Source organism: Schlesneria sphaerica (assembly GCF_044336245.1).
Classification (GTDB): domain Bacteria; phylum Planctomycetota; class Planctomycetia; order Planctomycetales; family Planctomycetaceae; genus Schlesneria; species Schlesneria sphaerica.
Genome location: NZ_CP172346.1, coordinates 3,822,795 through 3,844,118 on the forward strand (window position 1 = coordinate 3,822,795; position 21,324 = coordinate 3,844,118).

At 57.4% G+C, this 21,324-nt stretch carries 15 protein-coding genes; 7 read left to right on the forward strand and 8 right to left on the reverse strand.

Annotated elements, in window-relative coordinates:
* The first annotated feature begins 26 nt into the window (after positions 1–26).
* The 3 genes from ACGY09_RS13865 to ACGY09_RS13875 all read left to right on the forward strand — a co-directional run bounded on the left by ACGY09_RS13865 (position 27) and on the right by ACGY09_RS13875 (position 3,268).
* Positions 27–737, forward strand: a complete 711-nt coding sequence (locus ACGY09_RS13865) for an ABC transporter ATP-binding protein (protein WP_373653838.1) — start codon at positions 27–29, stop codon at positions 735–737.
* 96 nt (positions 738–833) lie between these two features.
* Complete coding sequence (gene ilvE, locus ACGY09_RS13870) at positions 834–1,697, forward strand: branched-chain-amino-acid transaminase (protein WP_397568188.1); 864 nt, start codon at positions 834–836, stop codon at positions 1,695–1,697.
* A gap of 191 nt (positions 1,698–1,888) precedes the next feature.
* Positions 1,889–3,268 (forward strand): hypothetical protein, encoded by a 1,380-nt coding sequence (locus tag ACGY09_RS13875; RefSeq protein WP_397568189.1) that lies wholly within the window; start codon positions 1,889–1,891, stop codon positions 3,266–3,268.
* Between the two features lie 58 nt (positions 3,269–3,326).
* Here ACGY09_RS13875 and ACGY09_RS13880 read toward each other — a convergent pair whose 3' ends face one another.
* The 4 genes from ACGY09_RS13880 to ACGY09_RS13895 form a co-directional block, all read right to left on the reverse strand.
* The gene (locus ACGY09_RS13880) at positions 3,327–7,883 is read right to left on the reverse strand and encodes a PQQ-binding-like beta-propeller repeat protein (RefSeq protein ID WP_397568190.1); all 4,557 of its coding nucleotides are present in this window, start codon (positions 7,881–7,883) and stop codon (positions 3,327–3,329) included.
* A 273-nt stretch (positions 7,884–8,156) separates the two neighbouring features.
* Entirely contained in the window at positions 8,157–9,806 is a 1,650-nt protein-coding gene (locus ACGY09_RS13885) for an NAD(P)/FAD-dependent oxidoreductase (RefSeq protein ID WP_397568191.1), read from the reverse strand.
* 192 nt (positions 9,807–9,998) lie between these two features.
* Positions 9,999–10,892, reverse strand: a complete 894-nt coding sequence (locus tag ACGY09_RS13890) for a ThuA domain-containing protein (protein WP_397568192.1) — start codon at positions 10,890–10,892, stop codon at positions 9,999–10,001.
* A 334-nt stretch (positions 10,893–11,226) separates the two neighbouring features.
* Complete coding sequence (locus tag ACGY09_RS13895) at positions 11,227–11,373, reverse strand: hypothetical protein (protein ID WP_397568193.1); 147 nt, start codon at positions 11,371–11,373, stop codon at positions 11,227–11,229.
* Between the two features lie 430 nt (positions 11,374–11,803).
* On the opposite strand from ACGY09_RS13895, the gene ACGY09_RS13900 reads away from it, so the two are divergent.
* The 3 genes from ACGY09_RS13900 to ACGY09_RS13910 all read left to right on the forward strand — a co-directional run bounded on the left by ACGY09_RS13900 (position 11,804) and on the right by ACGY09_RS13910 (position 14,910).
* On the forward strand, positions 11,804–12,421 hold the full coding sequence (locus tag ACGY09_RS13900) for a hypothetical protein (protein WP_397568194.1): 618 nt from the start codon (positions 11,804–11,806) through the stop codon (positions 12,419–12,421).
* A 285-nt stretch (positions 12,422–12,706) separates the two neighbouring features.
* Positions 12,707–13,795: a DUF1559 domain-containing protein gene (locus ACGY09_RS13905; protein WP_397568195.1), complete on the forward strand. Its 1,089-nt coding sequence runs from the start codon at positions 12,707–12,709 to the stop codon at positions 13,793–13,795.
* A gap of 74 nt (positions 13,796–13,869) precedes the next feature.
* Positions 13,870–14,910, forward strand: a complete 1,041-nt coding sequence (locus tag ACGY09_RS13910) for a hypothetical protein (protein ID WP_397568196.1) — start codon at positions 13,870–13,872, stop codon at positions 14,908–14,910.
* A 193-nt stretch (positions 14,911–15,103) separates the two neighbouring features.
* Here the strand turns inward: ACGY09_RS13910 and ACGY09_RS13915 are convergent, their stop codons facing one another.
* On the reverse strand, positions 15,104–16,108 hold the full coding sequence (locus tag ACGY09_RS13915; RefSeq protein ID WP_397568197.1) for a DUF1559 domain-containing protein: 1,005 nt from the start codon (positions 16,106–16,108) through the stop codon (positions 15,104–15,106).
* Positions 16,109–16,366: 258 nt separating this feature from the next.
* Between ACGY09_RS13915 and ACGY09_RS13920 the strand changes: the two genes are divergently transcribed.
* Positions 16,367–17,170 carry a hypothetical protein gene (locus ACGY09_RS13920; RefSeq protein WP_397568198.1) on the forward strand — a complete coding sequence of 268 codons (804 nt, stop codon included), beginning with the start codon at positions 16,367–16,369 and terminating at the stop codon, positions 17,168–17,170.
* A 1,127-nt stretch (positions 17,171–18,297) separates the two neighbouring features.
* Here ACGY09_RS13920 and ACGY09_RS13925 read toward each other — a convergent pair.
* The 3 genes from ACGY09_RS13925 to ACGY09_RS13935 all read right to left on the reverse strand — a co-directional run bounded on the left by ACGY09_RS13925 (position 18,298) and on the right by ACGY09_RS13935 (position 20,932).
* Entirely contained in the window at positions 18,298–18,765 is a 468-nt protein-coding gene (locus tag ACGY09_RS13925) for a hypothetical protein (protein ID WP_397568199.1), read from the reverse strand.
* A gap of 240 nt (positions 18,766–19,005) precedes the next feature.
* On the reverse strand, positions 19,006–20,133 hold the full coding sequence (locus tag ACGY09_RS13930; RefSeq protein ID WP_397568200.1) for a DUF3592 domain-containing protein: 1,128 nt from the start codon (positions 20,131–20,133) through the stop codon (positions 19,006–19,008).
* Between the two features lie 355 nt (positions 20,134–20,488).
* The gene (locus ACGY09_RS13935; RefSeq protein ID WP_397568201.1) at positions 20,489–20,932 is read right to left on the reverse strand and encodes a hypothetical protein; all 444 of its coding nucleotides are present in this window, start codon (positions 20,930–20,932) and stop codon (positions 20,489–20,491) included.
* Between the last annotated feature and the right edge of the window lie 392 nt (positions 20,933–21,324).

The window sequence follows — 21,324 nt, forward strand, 5'->3', positions numbered from 1 at the left end:
ATGCTACGACATCGGAGTCCATTGACATGCCCATGCCTCATGTCGCTGCTTTGGCCGTCCAGAAGTCTTACCGAAAGGGAGAACAGAGCGTTCCAGTTCTGCACGGTGTCGATATCTCCGTTCGAAAGGGTGAGTTCCTGTCGATCATCGGCCAGTCGGGTTCGGGAAAAAGCACGCTGATGCACCTGATCGGCTTGCTCGACACACCCGATATCGGCGAAGTCCAGCTCGACGGTCAGCGGATCGATGACCTGCCGGCCCGGACTCGGGATGAACTGCGTAACCGCGTGTTCGGGTTTGTCTTCCAGTTCTATCATCTGCTGCCGGAACTCAGCCTGATGGAAAATGTGCTGGCCCCCTTGATGATCCGGCACTCGATCTGGAACTACTGGACTCGCCGCCGTGAATTCCAGGATCGTGCGAAATCGATGATCGACCGCGTCGGCCTGGGCCATCGTCTGGCTCACAAACCGTCTGAACTGTCTGGTGGCGAGATGCAGCGTGCGGCCATCGCCCGCGCCCTGGTGGCTCAGCCCGAAATTCTGCTCGCCGATGAACCGACCGGGAACCTCGACGCAAAAACGGGCCGCGAGATTATCGACCTGATGTCCCGATTGAATGAGAGGGAACAGCTGACTATTATGATGGTGACTCACGATAAATCCATCGCGGCTGAGGCACATCGCACAGTCAGGTTGTGCGAAGGACGAATTGAGTCCCTGAGCGACGCGGCCTGAACATCCGCGTGCCGTTCTTGCTACCCTGATTTTCATGAACATGAGTAAAGCCCGACTCGTTATGAGGACGGGCTTCTTTTACCGGAACCGCGGCTGATGGCTCTAAAAATTTTTCTCGGCAACAAACTCGTCGACGAAGCCGATGCCAAAGTAAGTGTGTTCGACCACGGACTCCTCTACGGGGACGGTGTCTTCGAAGGGATCCGCGTTTACAGTGGTCGCGTCTTCCTGCACCAGCAGCACATTGACCGCCTGTACGAGAGTGCCAAGGCCATTCGGCTGGTCATCCCCCTGTCCCCAGCGGACATGAAAGCGGCCGTCGAACAAACCGTGAAAGCCAACAACATCGACGATGGCTATGTGCGGCTGGTTGTTACGCGCGGAGCGGGAAGTCTGGGACTGGATATTCGAAAAACCAGCAACCCCCAGGTGATCATCATCGCCGACACGATCTCGCTCTATCCCCCCGAAACGTACACGAAGGGGATGCAACTGGTCACCGCCAGCACGATTCGCAATCACCCTGGCGCACTGAGCTCGCGTATCAAGTCGTTGAACTATTTGAACAACATCCTGGCACGCATCGAAGGAACGGATGCGGGCATGGTCGAAGCTCTGATGCTGAACCACAAAGGTGAAGTTGCCGAATGCACCGGCGACAACATCTTCATCGTCAAGAATCGTGTGCTCCTGACACCCGGCCTGGACGCCGGGATCCTCGAAGGAATCACGCGTAACGCAGTGATGGAGCTCGCCGTCGAAGCGGGATACGAAGTTCGCGAAACATCCCTCACCCGGCACGACCTGTACATCGCTGACGAAATGTTTCTGACGGGGACAGCCGCCGAAGTGGTGGCTGTGGTCGGCCTCGACGGTCGCAAGATCGGATCGGGTGAACCAGGTCCCGTGACCAAAGATCTGCTCGCACGATTCCAGAAGCTGACTCGCTCGGAAACGTAAGCTGTCTCGCTGAAGACGGCGGATGCCAGGAGGAACTGATTCCCGGCATCCGCTTTTTTTATTGATGGGATACGCCAACTCGTTCGACTCCTTAACAGGTCTTGCATGCAGTCTTGATTGGTATCTGGTGGAGGGATAGAGTCGGGCTCCTTTACGGGCCCGATTTTCGATCCAGAACCGGAATCGCCATCTTGACGTCCCATTCGACTTCGACCGGCGGCACATCGACATCGACTGAGAGCACCGTACCTCCGTTGCAGGACGGTCTGCCTCAATCGACGACCGACTCACTGATCCTGTTTCTACTCCTCCCTGCGATTGCGATGTCCTTAGGCTGGGGACTGCGGGGAACCATCGGGGGCGGCCCCATCGGAGCATTGATCCCGGGAGTGATCGTGATGCTCAGTCTGGCCCTCCTTCTGGGTTGGACAAGTTCACTGGCGATTGTCGCTGCGATCGGGACTGTCGGAATTGGGTTGGGAGGGCAAGAGACCTATGGGCAAACCATTGGTTTCCTGCGCGATCCCGGCACTGTGCTATGGGGGCTGTCTGGCCTGACTCTCAAAGGTGCCATGTGGGGCATCTCGGGAGGTGTGCTGGTCGGTCTGGGATTCATGCATCCGAAATACCGCTGGTGGGAGCTTGCCCTGGGACTGTTGATCATGGTCGGGGTGACGTTGCTCTGCCGTGAACTGATCGACAAGCCAAAGTACCTCTACTTTTCGAACCCGTTGGAGAAACCTCGCGAAGAAGCCTGGGTTGCCATCACGCTCGGAGCCTTCAGTCTGCTGGTCTACCTGTGGGGACTCCACCGCGAGCAGGTCTCCACCGCATTTGCCCTGGGTGGCCTCGTCGCCGGCGCTGCGGGATTCGGATTCGGAAGCCTCTTCATCGCGTTGGGACAGACCCTGCCAAAGCCCTATTTTGGCTGGGAATGGTGGAAGATGATGGAGTTCACTTTCGGAGCCCTGTATGGACTTGGACTGGGCGCGATCGCTTTCAGCTTAAGGCATGATCTACTACGGGCAGATCAGCAGGCGTCGGAACGAACATCCGTCGATCCTCTCACAGCGCTTCCCAACCCCTTGATGACAGTCGTCGGACTTGCAGTCGCAATTACGGCGATCCTCTTGAATTTCGGGATTCCCATTCGGACCTCTTTCACGGTTGTTGCAGCCGGCCTCATCCTCTTGTCGCTCTTTTCAAATCGACTGAGCTGGCACGTCGCACTCAGTCTGACGATCGCTGGTTTCCTGCGTGACCTCCTTCGCTGGAGCGTTGAGAAGGGCTGGCAGGAAAAAACGTATGACCACTGGGCCGCCGTGGCGATCATCACCTTACCGATTGTAATCCTCGTCGTCTGGGCTGAGTCTCGCCGGCGGCTCTCGGCCCAGACGGCCCTCCTTGGAGTCACCTGGCTCGCCACTGCGTGCGGCATAGCCAAAATCAACATTTCGTCTACGAGCTACTTTTCGAGTCCTTTCGTGGCCTCTGTGTTCTTCGTGGAGATGGCCATTACGACACTGCTGGTATTGTCCGTGCAACCAAAGCAAACAGTTCGTTCGACATGAGCCAGCGCCATGCAGTCCGTGGTCTGGCGATCAGTGCCACAGTCCTGACCCGACTCCCCTATTTCGGCTTTGGAAACTTCAGTTCGAGCTGAAAGCTGTAGAAGTCGATCAGCAGCTTCTTGGTCTCGTGCGAAGGGATGAACTGAAGCCCTCGCCCCACGGGTGTCGCCAGTTCCTGACTTTTGTAAACGACGTCACCGGTCCGTTTGTCGAGGATCAACGTCGACAGCTTGGGGTCGAGCGGGAAACCGGTATTGGGATCGAAATGAATGTTCCACGCCGCCAGTACCAGCACCGGAAGACTGGCAGGCTGATTGGCATCATAGGCCAGTTCATTGACGGGGACCGACCATTTCACCTCACCACTTTTGCGGTCAATGTAGAACACCATCCCATCCAGAGAGAACGCCGAGTTCGATGGCGTCCCCAGTTCACGAGGGAGACCAAACTCGGGGGGCATCCCGAAATTGATGGGCTCAATCCTTCGCAGTTCGGTCTTACGGATGGAGACCCCGGCGACGACGATATAGTTATCGGGGGTGGACTGAACCGACAGAACCAGCATCCCGCGCAAGGGGCGTTTCAGCGGTAATTCCGTCTCGAGCTGTTTCTCTCCCGTCGCCAGTTTCAGAATCGTCAGCTTGCTGGTGGGCTCAAGGATTGCCAGTTCTTCATCTTGAATGAGACAGGCCTTGCTGCCGACAGGATGTTGCGATTGCCAGACGACGCGATCCCCATCGAAATCATGCATTTCGAACACCCGCTGATCCGGAACTTGATTCCGCTGTGTCAGCCGCCGCGTACCTCGAAACCATAACGGGACGTCGTTGGGGTTCCCTTTATGCTGCTGCTCGATCGCACCATCACGCATCCTCAACAGCAGAGCACCGTTGCCTGCTGTTGCGAGCATCAGCTTGCTGTCGACCGTGGCATCGACTTTGGCGAACGCCGGCCCAACGCGAGACCACAGCAGTTTGCCAGACTCGGGATCCGCCGCATAAAGCCGATTGTCTAACTGATACACCACGGCATCGTCGGTAAGACCAACCAGGTATCCTGCTGTCGATCGGCCATCCGACTTCAGTTGAATGAGTCGTCCGTTCGGCAACAGTCGACGCTCATTCGGCGTGGTGCTCAATCGGGGAGCCACAAACGAGTTCGGACGCAACGACTGTTCGAAGATGATTTCAGGAGCGATTTGAGTTGTGACGGCTTCCATCACCCCGAGCCACGTTCCCGAAGCCAGCGCGAGCCGTCGACCCCGGATGTGCAATTGGCAGGGCTGGTCCCGAAGATCATTTGCCGAGTTGATCAGCGGCACACGCCATACCACGTTCAAATGGGGATCACGTGCGGTGAGTGTGGTAATGAGAGCGTCGACTTCGAACGACCATCCTTTGTAGAAGCTTCCCACATGAGTCACCACCTCAACCGGAAAGGTCGGCTGCGTGATGCTCTGATCCGTACGAACGACTTCAATTGCCCCTTGCGGCCATTGAAAACGGGAATCATCCTGGCCCAGCGATCTCTGCGTCGACCATTCGTCTGAGAGCTGTCGTCCCGTCTTCCCATCACGACAGACGATCGTCGCAAACCGATCACCCAGCTCGGCAATCCAGGGACGTGCCTCTTCCGGCGCATTCGCCGCGATGTACAACGCGGCCAGGGATGCCGCGGCAGAACCAGCCACCGAAAGATTGGCAGAGCTCGTGATGCGTTCCAGCAACTGGAGTCGGGCGAACTCGTCAGCAATGGCACCGGGTGACTCTGCCAGTTTCAGCAGCAACGCGTCTGCCGCAGGATGCCCCGAAGTCAGTTTGATGAGGTGCGGAATTCGATCGTTCCGGTCAGGCGACTTCGCGGCCGTCTCGAACTCGCGGCTGAAAACCCGTTCCATCTCCGTTCGTTCACTCGCTGTGGCCGCATCGTAAATCGCAAACAGCTCAGCCCGGACACTCTGTTCGAGCGAAACAAAATGTCCCGTTCCCGCCGAGATCATCATGTCGGGAATTGTCGTCGTCAGAGCGAGTCGGAAGTACTCCGTAATCGCCCCGACACGATCGCCAGATTCTTTCAGCGAATTGGCATACAACCGCAGGAACTCGACACGTTGAAGCGGGTCCTCGGTCAATGCCTCGAGTTCCGTCGCTGCGGCGAGAATCGACTTGGGATCGTTCCTCAGCCGATTCAGCATCGTCTCGGCAAGCACACGTTTGACCGCAAGATCAGGTCGCTGTCGGAGTGATTTCCTCAGGTCCTCGATCGCCTCCAGTTCCTGGCCTCGATGCAGCTTCAATTCACCCCGCAGCGCCAGGGCTTCGGCGTCGTCCGGATTCTTGGCGAGCTGCTCTGCAACCTGATCTTCCACTTCGCCCAGCGACCGGAATCCAATGACATCATGGGTTCCGACCGAAACCAATGCTCCGTCACCAACGGCCAGATTGCCGGGGACGCCTGCCTGAGGCAACTTGGAACGTCCCAGGATTCGGCCGGTCGTCAAATCGAGTGTCGCGATATCCCCCGTCGAGAGGGGAAGGAGATACTGCTTCCCCACCCGGACACCCCGTCCGCTCGGTTCAGGAATCTCCGTCGGCTGCGTCCACTCTTCGGAACCGTCGGCCAGAGAGTAAGCCGCAATCTGGTTGCGTCCCACCACGACAACCTGGTCTTCGTTCACACAGGCCAGGTACAGTCCCTGTGCCTGCGAACGCTTCCAGTTCAGACTTCCGTCGACCAGATTGATGCAATGGATCTCATGCGAATCTCGCGGCGTCACGAGGACTCGGCCTCGCGTGATCACGGGGCCACTGTCCAGCCATCGCGACTCTTCATCGTCCCCGCCGACACGCTCACGCATCACGGGATTTTCGAAGTTATCCTGAAAATTGCGACGTGACTTGGAATCGTAGGAATAGCCCCAGCGCAGCTGACGTCGCACGATGTCATAGGCGACGATCGCCCCGTTCGCCGTCGGACAGACCATCAGGCCTTCCGCAGTCGCCGGGATGAGTCCCGCGAAACGGAACGTCGCCCCAAACGGGGCTCGCTCGGTGGCGACAAGTGTCTGGTACCACTCCAGCCGGGCGGTGTTCGATTCCGGAATCAGGCACAGCAGCCGCAGCTCATTCTTGGACTCAGCAAGGCAGTAAAGACGACCGTCGCAGGGGACAGGAGGTCCGACAAAGTACATGCCGGATAACTCTGCCGGGGGTGTCCCGTTCTGCCCCCCCACTTCCCATAACAGTCGCCCCCCGGCGACGTCGTAGGCCGAGAGCTTGTTGACAGGATCCATGATCATCTGTGCCCCGAAGGGAAGACGGCTGCGCGGCAACAGACTGCTGAACTGCGATTCGGACTCTTCCACCGCGTAGACGCGGTCACCGTCACTCGAGAGAGATCCCGAGATCTGGTCGCGAAACATCTTGAATTGCAGGTATCCACGAAACGTCAGTGGTGACGACGGGGGAATCGCGTCTGATGCAGCCAGTGGGCTTTGAAACAGCCAGGTCAGCATTCCGTCCGTCTTGGCAGAGCGCCACAAGAGATCGCCCGTCTTCAAGCTGACCGCCGTCAGATCATTGATCGTCCGGTAGACCACGACGTCCCCGACAACAATCGGAATGGCTGCGGGTTGGGTAAGTCGATTGCCCTCCCGCATCATCTGTTCGGTTTGCACCATCATCTGGTCGAAACCTTTGATCCGCTGCTGATTAATTTCGTCACTCATGTGCAAGCGCAGGTGTTGCCGGGAAGAGATTTTCCACGCTCCACCTCCCACCGGACACGATGCGGCGGCAGACTCATTGCCGGTCAGGCCCCCTCGAGGGAGTTCCCAGCGATCAACGACAGCAGGGGGTTGCGGGGCTGTCGGACCGAACTGGGTCTGCAGCCAGGCGGGTGCTTCACCGAGGCTCGGAAACGGCGTCACCGCGCGACCCGCGACTTGCCAGGGCCCCGCCTGCTTCAGCTTATCCAGTCCTTCCAGAGCAATCCGGGCTCGTTCCGGCTGGTCGGCCAGATGCCATGCGAGAGCGGTCTGAAGCAGCAGGGGGACACGGAATTCTCCCTGCGAATTCGGGTGCTCACGCATCGCTTCATAGATCAATGCCGCCTGCATGGGGTGGTTACGGTCAAGAGCCCGCGCGGCCAGAAGCTGCATCCCCTCGAATCCCGCCGCCGTCATCTGATAGCGCGAGACCAGTTCGGACACGCGCAGGTAGTCCTCTGCGGCAATCGCATCGGCCAGTTCGGCCCGAGCGTCGGTCCCCACCTGAAGTTCATACGCGGCTCGTCCCTCGGCAGGGAGATCCGCCAGAACCTTCAGAGCCACACCTTTCGAGGTGAGCTGCTCACCGGATTGAAAATCCTTCTCGACGAAATAGTCTTCGGGATGATCAAGCACGGATTGAAGCCGGAGCACGGCGGGGCCAAACTCCTTCTCGAGCAGCAGATCCCCGGCCTCTTCGAGTGCCTGCTGCACGTTTCGATCCATCTCGGCCGTGAGGCGAGACTCTGTATTAAAGAGGATCCGGGAACGATTTTGTGCGTGTAATGAAGAGCTGAGGCAAAGGATTCCCCCGAGCACGAACCCGACCCAAACCACGCTCCGCATCATCGTCCTCCTCGCATGTTCGGCGAGTTTCGTTTCCCGAGTGTCTCAACCCGATCCGCTGGTTTGAGATCCGGCACACTTTGGCAGGAACCGAAATGCCGTACTTCTTCCGTGGCCCCATCATATCCGATTGAACGGCCAATTGCTGCATGACTTTCCGTCGCAGGACGCAGCCGACCCAGATCGCCCGATGGGCCGAGCAGACACCTGGTGCAGCACCTCGGCCGGGAAGGAGCCCCCTGCGGTCCGGTAACGGACATCCCCATTCCCGGAATTTTAGGACGCGTTCGGTGTTGCGGCTGGAGTGAACTCGTAAGGGTACATATTGCACAGGTCGGGGTTACACAATCCGACCCGATTGAATGGCGCGATGGCGGCACGGACTTTGTCTGTCAGTTCAGCCCCGGAGATGTTCGGATCCGTCAGATCTCGATACGCCTGCTTGAGTGCCGACTTGAGTTGCGGGTTATTGGCACTCAAGTAGGCCGCCCCCTGGGCCACGCGTCCCGCTCGCCGCTCCTCTTCCGACCAGATCGCGGTGGCAAAGTAGAACATTGACATCGCAATCATGCGTTCGAATTCCCGAAAGCCTGCATAACTGCCACTCACCACCAGATCGATGAACTCCACTTCCTGCTGAATCAGAGCATCATAGTTCTGCAATTCGTCGGCGAGCCTGGTCCACTGGGGTTCAGGTGAGCTGCCCCGAGTCCGTTTTGCGGTCAAAGATTCCCTCCCTGACGAGTTAGCGAGCTCACCGAACGGACTCGAACTGTCCCGGTCGCCGGAAATGCTCCAGCAGCGTTCCAGGATGCCGATCAGGCGTTCAATCCCCATCAGCGTGAACGTATTCCCCGTACTGTGTAGTGGATCGTGGAAGGCCGCCGTGTTCGGCAGCATGACCCAGTTCGGACCTGCGGACTGGCTGACCCGTCGCTGCATTCGTCCGGATTGTCGCCAGGGGACGAGCGGCTCGGCGTTCGCAAACTGCTCGGCCACGGCAGGCAATCGAGCCAGCAGGGCTTGCCACTCCGCCGCAGGTGTGCCGCTTGATTCCAGTGGAAACCGCTCGGGATCCAGTGCGAAACCGGCACTGGTCACGCCGTTGTCGAACGGAAGGACCCACATCCATCCCCCGTCAAACACATGATGCAGAGCGGCATCATCGCAAGGGTAGGGGTGACCGGAAATGTCTCCACCCCGCTTGGCGTACAGATCCGACCAGCGGGCGACATTCTTAAAATGCGAGAACAGCCCGCGTGACCGCGTCTTCAATCCCGCAGGGTGAGGCAAAATGCCGAGCTGCTTTGCCAGGAATCCACCTTCTCCCGAAGCATCAATGATGAAGTCGGCCCGGACCCGAATCTCGGCAGAGTCTGACGACGAACCCTCTCGCATACACTGTGGCAAACCATGACACTTCCCGCTCAGTTCCCAACCCGCTCCTCGGGGTTCGAGTCGATCGATCGACGTATGGGGAAAATAAGGAACACCCAATCTGACCGCTTCTTCTGCCAGAAACTGGTCGAAATCGGCCCTCAACCAGTGGGTATCCGCGTCTTCGTCCGTGAGACTCGCCGCAACCAGCAGTTCATTCGCCCGATTAGATCGAGGCTGAAAGTCGTGCCCGAGCTGGTGATGGAAATAGCTGAAGCCCCGTTTCAGCCCACAAACAATTTGAGGGTAAGTTTTCTTCCAGGCCGCGTAATTCGAGAGCGGAACAATGCGGGGAAGATCATACCGGCCGGCCAGTCCCTCCAGCACCAGATTGGCAACCGGAGTCGAGGATTCCCCGATCGCAAACCGGGGATGCGCACCCCGATCAATCAGGACCGGCCTTAACCCGATTCGCTGCACCAGCATCGCCGTCAGACTGCCGCTAAACCCGGCCCCCATCACGGCGATGTCCGCTTCGATCTCAATCACAGTCGTTCTTTTCGATTCAAGTAAATCAACGCATCGGCCCAGCGTGCCAGAACCGGAAGCCTTCTCATCAGCGGTTTGACATCACCGCCAAGTCTACTTCCGGACGAGCACTGCTGGACCGACAAGGCTCAAGCAGTGCTCGTCAGCAGAGAAGGTCAACTCGGTAAGGTCAACTCGGTGTCGTTGCCTCCATCACTTCGTCAGACCGGCATCCTTCTTTGCCTTGGCTTCCTGCTGCTTCGACAATTCGGGGTTCGGAGTTGCATCTCCTTCCGCCTGACCGAGGATCCACTTGATCCCCCCCGTGACATGGTCCAGGAATCGCTGGTCAACCCAGGTCGATTCGTTGTGACCCAGGTTCGTCACGAAGACCCGTCCATCCCCGTAGTTTTTCACCCACGAGACCGGGACATGCCGCGTCTGCAGGACTTCGACTTCCTGATCCCCTTCCTTGACCTTGGTCCGCGCTCCCTTGGTGGGACATTTTTCAATGTTCAGACTCATCAGGACCCGAACTTTCTCGGGCTGCCAGTTCTTGTACCAGTAGATTTCGTCTTTGATCTGAAACTCGTTGCCGAAGGGTTTCATCGCGGGATGCTGCTGATCGTGAACAGTAATCGTCACCAGTTCGCCAGCATTCCACGGATGCCCGTCGAACGTACCACCAATCATGTCCCAGTAGGGCTGATAGTTGTGGTAAGTGTCGAGGGCCGAGTGAAAGCCGACAAAGCCGTGGCCTTTCTTCGTCAGCCACTCTTTGAAGAAATACTCTTTGTCGGCATCAGCAATCGGAAGGTCTCCGGTGGTGTAGAACATCACGATGTCAAACTTCTGCAGGTTCTCTTTCGTGAAGTCCGCAGCCGCATCCTGAGTGCACGTGACGTCGAACAACCCGGTTTTCTTCCCCAGCTGGATCATGGAAATTTCCGCCGGAGCCAGCTCTTTCTGATTCCGATTCACGGACCCATGCACGAACCCCTGACTTTGAGTCAGCATCAGGACTTTGGCTTTATCGGCTGCCGAGGCCAGACCGGCGGACAGGACACCTGCCACGACCGACAAGGCCAACACAAGAGACAACTTCATGGTGGGAAACTCCTGAAACTTCTCGAACGCTTACGTCACCGAAGCGGGACATCCCCGCGCGAGCAGCCCACACCGACGGGGCCCGCTCATCGCCAAAAGCATCGCGGAAATTCAGAACACCGACAACCGTTCCGAACGAATCCCGCGCGCATGATCGCCACACAAATCACGGTCACCGTCGTAGAAGGGACGTCCCGCCGCATTCTTCATGCTTGAGCACCTTGCTTGAGCAAGGTGCGGCCTTTACGTGAACCAGACAACCTCACAGGAAGGGGAAGTGAGCCACTCTGCACAATCGCTGGCCAGCCTGGCCAGTCCGCCGAAAACACTTAACCTATTTCCACTGCAACACATGGGACTGGCCACCGACTGGCCAAACTTTGGCCAGCCGGCCACCCCGTTCCATTTGACCCGCATTCGTCAGACGAACTTCCGGCCGGCGAGTCTCACTGCCACCCACCGCATCCCGATGCTCTGCCATGGGGACCTCCTCCCCCGATTGGGGCAGCATTTCATCAACTGAGTGAAATGGTTCTGAATCCAGACAGTGTCAGCAACAACCCGCAACACCGCGAGCCCAAACACCCAATCCTTTGGAAGTGGGCCGGAAGAAGAAGCATCGTGCGACCGAGCGGTGGAATCTCGATTGCCTCTGGTGCCACCTCCCTGTGCCCCTCATGGCCACCCTCACTCCCCCTTGCTTTGGTGCGGAAAGAGACCGACAAGCAGGCGGCTTCTCTGTTCCTGGAATTCTTTCGGGGACGTTTGAGCGGGCGACTTCACGAGGTTACCATAGGCCCGTGGAGAGCGAGGACATCGTACGTCGCTATGCCCGATTACGGGCGTCAGTGGGTAACATGATCTCGCGGCTCAAAACAATCTGGAGACGGCAAGCACGCAGAGCAGTGGCTTTGAGCGTGTTTCTCTTCGTTTGCATCCGGATTCTGCCGATCCCACTTGCGCCGATCACGGGAGTCGAGAAGGATCGGTCTGCACCATTTCCCTGCCAGAACCGCCCCTGTGGCTGCCGCTCCGCCGACCAGTGCTGGAAAAAGTGCTGCTGCTTCTCAAATGCTCAGAAACTGGCGTGGGCGAAAGCCAACGGCGTGCACCCCCCTGAATACGTGGTTGCAGCAGCGAAAAAAGAACAGCCCAGCAAAAACTGCGGAACAGCAGCATGCTGCCAGCGGCCCTCGAAAGCCAGCGTGGCCAGCGACAAAACACAACCAGCAACGTCTGCAAAGTCAGTGCACTCGTGTGGTGAAAAGACCCCTAAGCACCCTGATCCTCGACCGAATGCTCCTGCCGAGAATCGAAGCGGTGTGGTGATCATCGCGCTGGCGGAGGAATGTCAGGGGCAAAGTTCTCTCTGGAACTCGCTCCCCTGGTCCATTCTCCCGGATCCGGTGATTCTGCCGTCCGTCCTGGCACATCACCGTGAATTTCTCCTGCCTGGTTCCGAGGTCGCGGTCGACTTGAATGATCGACCGCCGGTCCCGCCGCCACGTACTGTGAGCGATGTTCTCTAAACCCGGTTCGCGCCGATCACTGCGCAATGGTCCCCGCCACGTGCGGCCACCATTGTTGCCTGGTGGAACGCGCGGCGCATCGCCGCACGCTCACTCGGATCCTCGCCTCGCTCTCCACAACAGCTGGTCATTGGACCCGTGGTGAGCGTGCCACCATGCGCCGCACGTATCGCATCGTGCGCGAACCTCAATCCTTCGACTCAACGGTCAAGACCTCGGCGCTGAAGGTGCGCCCTGAGGGCATCCCCATTCATTATCGCAGACCATTTTCCAATGGAGAGTTCCATGACTACTTCCAGCGCCCCTTCGCGTCGCCCCAGGGGTTTCACGCTGATTGAATTGCTCGTCGTGATCGCGATCATCGCCGTCCTGATCGCATTGCTGCTGCCCGCCGTGCAACAGGCCCGTGAAGCAGCACGTCGGACCCAGTGCCGAAACAATCTCAAGCAGATTGGGTTGGCGCTTCACAACTACGAAAGCACCCATGCGACGCTGCCCGGCTTTTACTCGTATGGAAAGGCAAACTCGGGCAGCTATTCGGTGCAGGCCCAACTGCTCCCCTACATGGACCAGTCATCGCTGCATCAACTGATTGACTTCGGTCAAAAGCCCCAGATTGGCTGTTGCCCGGGTGATGTTCCTTCTTCGATGGTCAATCTGGTCAAAAATCCGCTCTCCGTTTACCTCTGTCCCAGCGATCCGGGACCCGTGACGTTCAGTGTCACGTCGGGGACGACGGGTGGGGCTACCGGGACGACATTTACCTATGCAGGGACGAACTATCACGTCAATCAAGGCACGGCACTCGGTACGAACTACGATGGCCGGGCACCGACGGATGGCCTCGTCTGGACCAATTCAAAAGTCCGCTTTGCCCACATTACCGATGGATTGAGTAACACAGCCGCTTTTTCCGAGTCGATCTTCGGATTCCCGGCACAGACTGTCTCTGCCCCGACCAGCAACCATGATCGCCGACGGAGCTACATCAACGTGGCGTGCGTCTGGACATCGAGTACCGTTCCACCTGCGACACCTGGACTGGCCAACGGCTTTCAGCCCCCGAATGACCCGGCTCAGTTGGAAGCGGCCGCCGTGGCGATCAGCCGTGGCTGGGCGGGACAACGGGGTGCGGGATGGATGCACGGGCGCGAATACTGGACCGCTTACCATCACTACCACAACCCGAACAGCAACGTGCCCGACATGGGAACCTGCGGAAACGGGATCTTTGCAGCCCGCAGCTATCACGTCGGCGGCGTCAACACGTTGATGTGCGATGGGTCCGTCCGTTTTGTCAGTGAGAATGTCGACCTCAACATCTGGCGAGCGGCGGGGACCCGCGCCGGCGGTGAAGTCCAGGGTGAGTTCTGATTCTCCATTCTTCCCGGGGGAACAGGGATGTTCCCGTGTGGCCTTCCCAAACTTCAATTGCGTGAGACTCTTTGATGACAACCGTCACTGTCCTGAAAGTCGAGAAACCGATCGCTCAGCGAGCGATTCCGCGTGTGCCAACTTCATTGCAACCCAGGCCGAAACCGATTCTTCGCCGTGTGATGCAGTTTGTCCGTCGCACGCACCTGTATGTCGGCCTGCTCTTGTTTCCCTGGGCGATTCTGTACGGAGTCACCGGCTTCCTGTTTAACCATCCCACGATTCTGGCCGATGCCCCTACCACGTCTTATGTTCGGAGTGATCTGGCAGGAACAGCACTGGAGAAGCTGCCACCGCTCCCGGAACAGGCTGATGCCCTCATTGCCGCTCTGAACGAGCGGCACCAACCGATGACCCCGTTCCGACTGGGCGACGGTACAGTCCGTTATGCGACGCGAGACTCGTTCATTGCCACCGTGAAGGCAGATCAGCGGAGTTTCTTCGTTACTTTTGATCCCAGAACGGCGAGTGGCGTGATCCGAGAAACCACCCCCAGGCTGGCGACCGTTGATCCCGCCCCCTTCGCGACCGGCAAGGGGGATGCGCCCCGCCAGCGGGGGATGGGAATGATGGGGCCGATGAAACATGATCACACCGGTGTCAAAGTCTCCGACTCATTGACGGATCGTCTCAAGTCAGCCATTCCGGTTCTGCTGAAACGCAAGGGATTTCCTGCGGGGGACGTCACGGTGACCACGGCTCCCGACATCAAATTTCCCGTCGAAGCGGATGCCAAAATCTGGACGGCGACATTCAACCCTCTCACCACCACCGTCTCGGGCGTCCCCGGTTCGGAGTCTGGGGATCTCTCATTCCGAGCATTCCTGTTGCGGATGCACCTCACTCGGGGCTACCCCGGCGAAATGAACATCAAGTGGCTCTGGGCCGTCGGTGTGGATGCCATCGCGCTGACGCTCTGTTTCTGGGGCGTGTCCGGGCTCTTCATGTGGTGGCAAATCAAGGCGACTCGTAAGGCGGGGTTGGTCGCACTGGCGGTCAGCGCCGTTTTAGCAACCGCACTCGGTTTCGGCATGCATGCCTTACTCGCCGCCTGATTGCTCATCGTTATGACAGCAGGCCTCGAAGCGGTCTTCGAGGGTCCTGATCCGTTTGCGAAGAGAGGCCACGGGTGAAGACTACAGACCCGCACGCTTGCGTGCGGGTAACGACCTCGGGGAGACCGCAAGTTTGCAGGACAATTCAGGAGAGGTCATCGAAACTGCGAATCTCCGACCGTCGAGGAGTCCGCTAATCGATGTTCACAGTCTCGTTTCCATTGCGAGTTCCCATCGAACGCCATGCCTCCTGAGCAATCTTGTCGCTGATGAACCGAACGTGACCATCCATGTACCCCACATTGACTCCTCCCGTATGACTGCTGGCTGCGCGTCGGTTATGGACCAGGAACACGTTCGGGTCGCTTAACGAGTCTGACACGATGCAATAGGGTGCGTTCGGTGGCAGCCAATGGCTGTATTGAGCGCCGCTTCCCCAATGACCGGCCCACCGCCCAATCGACGGTGAGCCCAGATTGACGAAGTCCCGGGGCCCTGAAACACAACCCTGCACGGAACTCTCCGTTTGAGCAGCTCGTTCGGCGATGGCCGCAGGACTTCCAGGGTTCATCCGTGTTGCATCCGACACATCGGGAACAGACACGTACCAGGCATGCTTCACAGGCTGCCTCGTTCCTTCCGATCTTGTCCCTTTGGACCGAACAACGATGTCTTCCGAGATGCCTGCTGTGGAGCTGAGTCCATCCGTGATGTCTCGTGCGGAGACAAGTTCAAAGGAGTTGAACGGGCTGCGGAGCGAACTGCCAGACCCATCACCGGGACTCGCGTTCGCGGTATAGCTCAGCGGTTTCGGCGCAGAGCGCAAGTCTCCGTCGGCAGGGCATTCGAACTGCGGAATGTGCTGCGTCTCCGATTCTTCTAACTGACAAAGGTCTGGGACCTCAACGTAGGGGAAAAGCCTCGAAAAGACGGTCGCTTCACCGCAGGAAGTGACGGATGAGATCCGTCGAAGTGGTGGAAACACCGAAAAGGAATCATGATACAAAGCGCAGCCCAGGACGAGCTGCCGAAGATTGTTCGAACAGTGCAAACGCCGCGAAGAGCTCCTCGCCATCTGCACTGCGGGCAGGAGAATACAGAGCAGCAAGCCAATCATCGCGATCGCGACCAGCAGCTCAACAACGGTCATTCCTCGACGGTTGAGAGGTGCCCCGGGTATCCTGTAGTTAGCTGTCATCGCGAGCCCTTTGCAACCGCGGTTAATCGAGATTGGGCTCTTGGTTGCCCATTCAGGAGTGGTGTGCATTGAGCGGATCTTCCACCACACTCCGTAAACTCTTCGGATTGTGCGAAGGCATTGTAGCGGCGGTTTCAAATCCCTGTCGGCAATTACTGTCGGAGTTGGTTTTCCAGGCCGAATGTGATCTGCAAATCGAGGTTTTGAAACCACCTCTAGTTCTTTTCATGCTTGGGTTGATGCAAGGAAATAGACGACATGCTGAACGACGACCATGATATAGAAATTCCTCTCACCCGGAGTGGGATCGTTTGGGGCATTAGCGTGACAGGCTTTGTTTGGATCTTCTTCGGTTTATGCGTTCCGATTGCGATCTGGGATTTTGTCGACAAACTATTCCCAAACACCAAAGTTGAAAAACTTGGGCAGATTGGCGATATGTTCGGTGCGGTGAACGCACTGTTTTCCAGCTTAGCATTTTTCGCGGCAATTCTGGCATTGATGCTGCAAATAAAAGAGCTTCGAGAATCGGGTGAGAGACGAAACGAGGAGCGAAGTCAGCAGTTGGAGCAGGCGAGATTGACTGTTGAAGGATTCCGACTCCAGAAAAGTATCTTAGAGGATCAGAGACGAGAGCGAATCTGGGTAGTTTTGAATAGCATCATCGATGGCATGACTGCATTGGAAACAAAGGTTCAATTGCACTTAAACTACATCGGTTTAGGCAGTCATGACGTGAAATCTGCTCCGCAGTTCACGATCCCGAAGGAGATGACGACATTCGACGATATACAAGATGCCATCAGGGTATTCCTGCTGCCGCTTAGCCATGTGTCTTTCTATATTCCACAACATCTCGCACAACTCAGTGATGCCATGAAGCAGTTCGCAGATGTAATTGCTGACGCCTTCTTGGACCAACCCGATGGTGCTCCGAAAGTATTACCAGATATGTCAGAATTGCATGATCTCCTAACACCATACCGCAAATCGGTGTCGAATCTCGTCGGAATGATTGTAAGGGAGCTCAACGCACGGACGGATGCAGAAGTGAGATGCTGACGATTTCACGGACAGTTCAACACACACAATATCGCTTCTTCAGTTCGAAGGGCACCGGGGAACGCTGCAAATCTGGTTCTCCCAATGTTGCTCCACACAACTCTTTTTTGTTTGAGCAGATTTAAGATTGGAAGTGTGGATGCCACCGGATGGCCGGCCTCGTCCGACAATTCTCGATCGACTGGGTGCCGCCCCCTGGGGGCGACGCCCATGGGCGGGGCAGGGAACCTTGGGAAGGATAGCCCCGGTTGTCGCGTCATCGCGGCTACCGGGGCGGCGTCAGCCGCACAAGCCTTCCGTCCAGCGGGACTTACCGTACGGGTCAAGGTTTTCGTCGCCATCACGGGATTGCAGTCGACGCCACTTGTGCCGCTTAACGTGCTTGGCAGTGTCCCTGAGGGTCTTATCTCTTCAATATCTTGATATTGAGATCACGGCTCAGATTATCTCCATATCCACAAGTTGACTCAAGAACCACGAGTCAATATCTCTTGTTCCCACAGTTCGTTTAAGGGTGAATCTGGTGAGAAGGTTTTTTGACACAACCAAGACAGTCTTTGAGGAATCGAGGTATCAAGACTGGCTCAAGGCAAACCCCATGGGAATTATTGTAAACATGCGCAAACGTCGCGGTGGGAAGTATACGAAGCACTTAGCACACTGCGAAACGATTTCTGGCAGTTTGCCATCGGGCCGTAAATCCCGGTCGGAACTGCTTTGCTTTGAGAACGAAGCTGACGTGACAGCCGAAACAAAAGTTACACCCCGTCTCGCATACTTGAACAAATGTGGAAGATGTATTCGATAAGTCGATGGGATGAACGCACCCGGGCGAACGCTCCCGGGGACACCGCATTTCTGGTTTCCTACCCCGTTTCCCAAACATCTCGTCGGGCGATCTCGACGCCGTTCCTTCGGAGAATTGTCGTGCCCTTAACAGGGCGAAGGGCGAAGAAAACCCTTCTGCTTACCCAGGGCGGCGCTTTGCGGCTCTCGCCGCGGCGCTGTGCCCTGGGCTGACATGTGGCGGCCTTTCAGGCCGGGGAGAAAATCGTCGACAATCCATAGAAAAGCGAGAATCGTTGTCAGAGCAATCCCTGTGCGGTCGCCACCATCTCGTGGTATTGCTACTCCACGGTTTTGAATCGTTCTGCGCGGGCCACCAGATCTTTCAGCGGGACCGCGTGGTAATACCAGGTGAGGGGCTCCTGCTTTCCGTCGAGGTGACCCGTTTTGATTTGTATTTCGGCTCTTTCTGCCCAGTCCTTACGGATGTGAATCTGCGCAACCCGATTTCCTTCCACTTCACGGAGCGACATCGACATTGTGAGATCAGATTTAAAGCCGCCTCTCTCATTTTTTTCATCGCTGGCGATATGCAAGTCAACAGAAGTGACGGGCTTGAGTCGGCCTTCATCCTTGAGCGTGAATTTGACCGTAACGCGGCCCGTGTCGTGGTCGTAGACGGAGAGATCATACTTAAGATTGAGCTCATCTTTTGATTCCCCGAGCCGGAAACCTAATGCAAATGCGCAGCTAGCCGGAATGGCGAACGCGGCAATGATGACAAGGACGATTCGGGCGGTTCGCGACATGATAGTTATTCCGTTTAGTTCATCGAACTGGTTCGGCCTTAGCAGCTTGTTGAAAACAGCGAAACAGGCACCTCGTATCATACTCGTTCTTCGGTGAATCTAAGGTGAGTCCGGAGCCAATCCCCGTTTTTCAACAGGCTGTTTGGCGATTCTACTGCGACACATGGCTGGAACAGAAAGGTAATCCGAAATGGGCCTTCGTCGGACGTGGTCGACTGTCAGTGGATCTTGATCACGACTTCAGGTCGCGTTCTCGCTCAATTTCCATTCGAGTTCGTCAAGCTGGCTGACGGCCTGACTGACTTTTCGGAGTTGCCACAGACCGAATACGAGAATGGGGAGTGGAAGCAGGAAGAAAAAGTAGGCTCCGCCGAAGCCGCGGCGGACGATGACGTTGGCGGGGTCGGTGGGATCGTACCAGCAGGGAATGGTTTTGCCCGTGACCCACTCGTCCATCGTCTGCTTCCCGAGCACCTGGCCGCCGATGTGCAGGGAGGTGCCGGTGTCGAAGCCGGTGGAGATCATTTCGCGGTCGCCTGCCTGATACTTCAGCGCGAATTCGGGTGTGCGGGTGGTACTCGTCTGTCGCCGCCGTCCGGCCTGGTTTCGTGTCTGTGTCCTGATGACTTCGCGTCGGCCGAGGATTGTGGCTTCCGCCTCTTTCCAGGTGGTGAGTGTTTGCAGATCGCGCCACGCGAGTCCCGCCCCGACCATCACAAACGCCAGCGGAAGCATGATCAGGGCCACCAGCCCCAGCGCCGGGACGCGATTGATCTGCGATGGCAAGCGGCCAGACAGCGGATGTTCGCTGAGCCACTGCAGGCGAAGTCGCAACCAGACGAAGAACAATCCGCCGCAGACCATCCATCCCAGAACCCAGAACGCCGCCGGATGAAACCTCAACCCACCGATGACCACTCCGGCCGTCGAAGGGGCGCTGCTGATTTTGATCGAGAACTCCGTATCCAGCCGCGCGTCCGCCAGAAAGTTGCGGGCTTCGATCTGCGCTGACAGCGTGTGCTGGGCCTCCTTGCGAGAGGCCAGCAGGTCGAACGTAAACGGAATCTCGCCCCTGGCGGGAATCTCGACGACGGCGGTCACTTCCCGTTCTTGGTCGTCACGTTTCAGTTGGGGTAACTCGTCAATCCGGATGAGAAATCCATTGTGCGGAAACCGCACTCGCACATCGGTCTGGCGGGAGGGAGTGTCGCCCGAGTTCCTTAGAACGACATTAACCGTCACCACCGTGCCGGCGGGAACCGTTTTCAAGTCGGATGAGACCGTTGACTGACTCAAATCCACCCCCGCCGCGGCGACTCGCGCGACAAGGCAAACGGCTGCGGTCAGCATCACGATAAGTCTGTTCATACGACCTGTTTCAGAAGGAAGTGACGTCGTTTTCCCCAGCACATCGTCGTAAAACGTTACTTGAAGTGAACTCAAGTTGCACGGGCATGGTCGGTGGTGGGGTGGCCAGAGTCAGAAGGGGCGTGAGGGAACCAGCGAGTGCCGCGACCGGCTGGAGACTGCGTTCCGGTGGGACACGCTCCATTGATTAGCGCTGGATCAGCCTGAGCAGTCGCGTTACATAAAGTCAACGCACCCGCAGACACTGCATATCTGGCATCCCCTGTTTTTTCCATTCAACTCTTCTGCGTTTGAGCGAATTCGAAGTTGGAAGTGTCGATGCCACGTCTGTCCATCCTCGTCCGACGATCCTCAATCAACTCGGTATCGCCCCTTGGGAGGGTAGCCCCGGTTGTCGCGTCATCGCGGCTACCGGGGCGGCGTCAGCCGCACGAGGTTGTGTCAGGCACAACTTCCCCTGCGGCTCAAAATTTCCGTCGGCGTCAACGGGTTGCTGTTGACGGTACTTGCCCCCCTGGGAAAACGCCCCCGGGGACACGGCATACCAGATTCCCAGGCTCTTCACGAAGCGATGAACAGACCCGTACTTTTCATCAGATCCGTGCTCTTGGACGAGGTTCAGGCAAATCCGCTGCGCATCCAGGCCTTGCTCCAGCTTCGACAAAATGATGTCGCGAAATCGCTCGCAACGACTCCGGGAAACAGACGAACCGAGCCCTTCCACGGCCTCTGCAGACCCGTGGGCGCTTTGGTCTCGTTTGGCCGTTTCAACGCCAAACGACGCCGAACAGAGTTTCACGATACGCCAAGCGACAGCGCAATCGCTCGCTCAGACAAGCCGCTCTCACGCAAACGTCTTAATCGATGATGACTCGTCCATACTCAGTTGATAAGCCATTGTTGTCGCACTCGTGAATTTCTGATCAGAAAATCTCACGATCAGAAAACAATAGCCCCTTTGTCTCAACTGGTACCGTTTCAGCGCTCACTGACAGAGTGTTGAAGAATTGGGGACTGGCGCGAGGGCCGTTGTATTCAAGGGAATACTGGCGGTGGCGCAGGTCACTGACTCGGTTTTCAATCGACAGACCTCCTGAAATGTGTTTCTCCGACGAGGGCCACACAGTTCCTCGGGGTTCGATCACCTGGATGCAAGCTGGAGAATTCCGGATCAGGGGTAAGTTGCCGTCT

What these genes read in the sequence shown, in the direction of transcription:
- ACGY09_RS13865 (WP_373653838.1), top strand. Translation starts at nt 27, where the DNA reads ATGCCCATGCCTCATGTCGCTGCTTTGGCCGTCCAGAAGTCTTACCGA.
- ilvE (WP_397568188.1), top strand. Translation starts at nt 834, where the DNA reads ATGGCTCTAAAAATTTTTCTCGGCAACAAACTCGTCGACGAAGCCGAT.
- ACGY09_RS13880 (WP_397568190.1), bottom strand. Translation starts at nt 7,883, where the DNA reads ATGATGCGGAGCGTGGTTTGGGTCGGGTTCGTGCTCGGGGGAATCCTT.
- ACGY09_RS13890 (WP_397568192.1), bottom strand. Translation starts at nt 10,892, where the DNA reads ATGAAGTTGTCTCTTGTGTTGGCCTTGTCGGTCGTGGCAGGTGTCCTG.
- ACGY09_RS13895 (WP_397568193.1), bottom strand. Translation starts at nt 11,373, where the DNA reads ATGGCAGAGCATCGGGATGCGGTGGGTGGCAGTGAGACTCGCCGGCCG.
- ACGY09_RS13905 (WP_397568195.1), top strand. Translation starts at nt 12,707, where the DNA reads ATGACTACTTCCAGCGCCCCTTCGCGTCGCCCCAGGGGTTTCACGCTG.
- ACGY09_RS13910 (WP_397568196.1), top strand. Translation starts at nt 13,870, where the DNA reads ATGACAACCGTCACTGTCCTGAAAGTCGAGAAACCGATCGCTCAGCGA.
- ACGY09_RS13915 (WP_397568197.1), bottom strand. Translation starts at nt 16,108, where the DNA reads ATGACAGCTAACTACAGGATACCCGGGGCACCTCTCAACCGTCGAGGA.
- ACGY09_RS13920 (WP_397568198.1), top strand. Translation starts at nt 16,367, where the DNA reads ATGCTGAACGACGACCATGATATAGAAATTCCTCTCACCCGGAGTGGG.
- ACGY09_RS13925 (WP_397568199.1), bottom strand. Translation starts at nt 18,765, where the DNA reads ATGTCGCGAACCGCCCGAATCGTCCTTGTCATCATTGCCGCGTTCGCC.
- ACGY09_RS13930 (WP_397568200.1), bottom strand. Translation starts at nt 20,133, where the DNA reads ATGAACAGACTTATCGTGATGCTGACCGCAGCCGTTTGCCTTGTCGCG.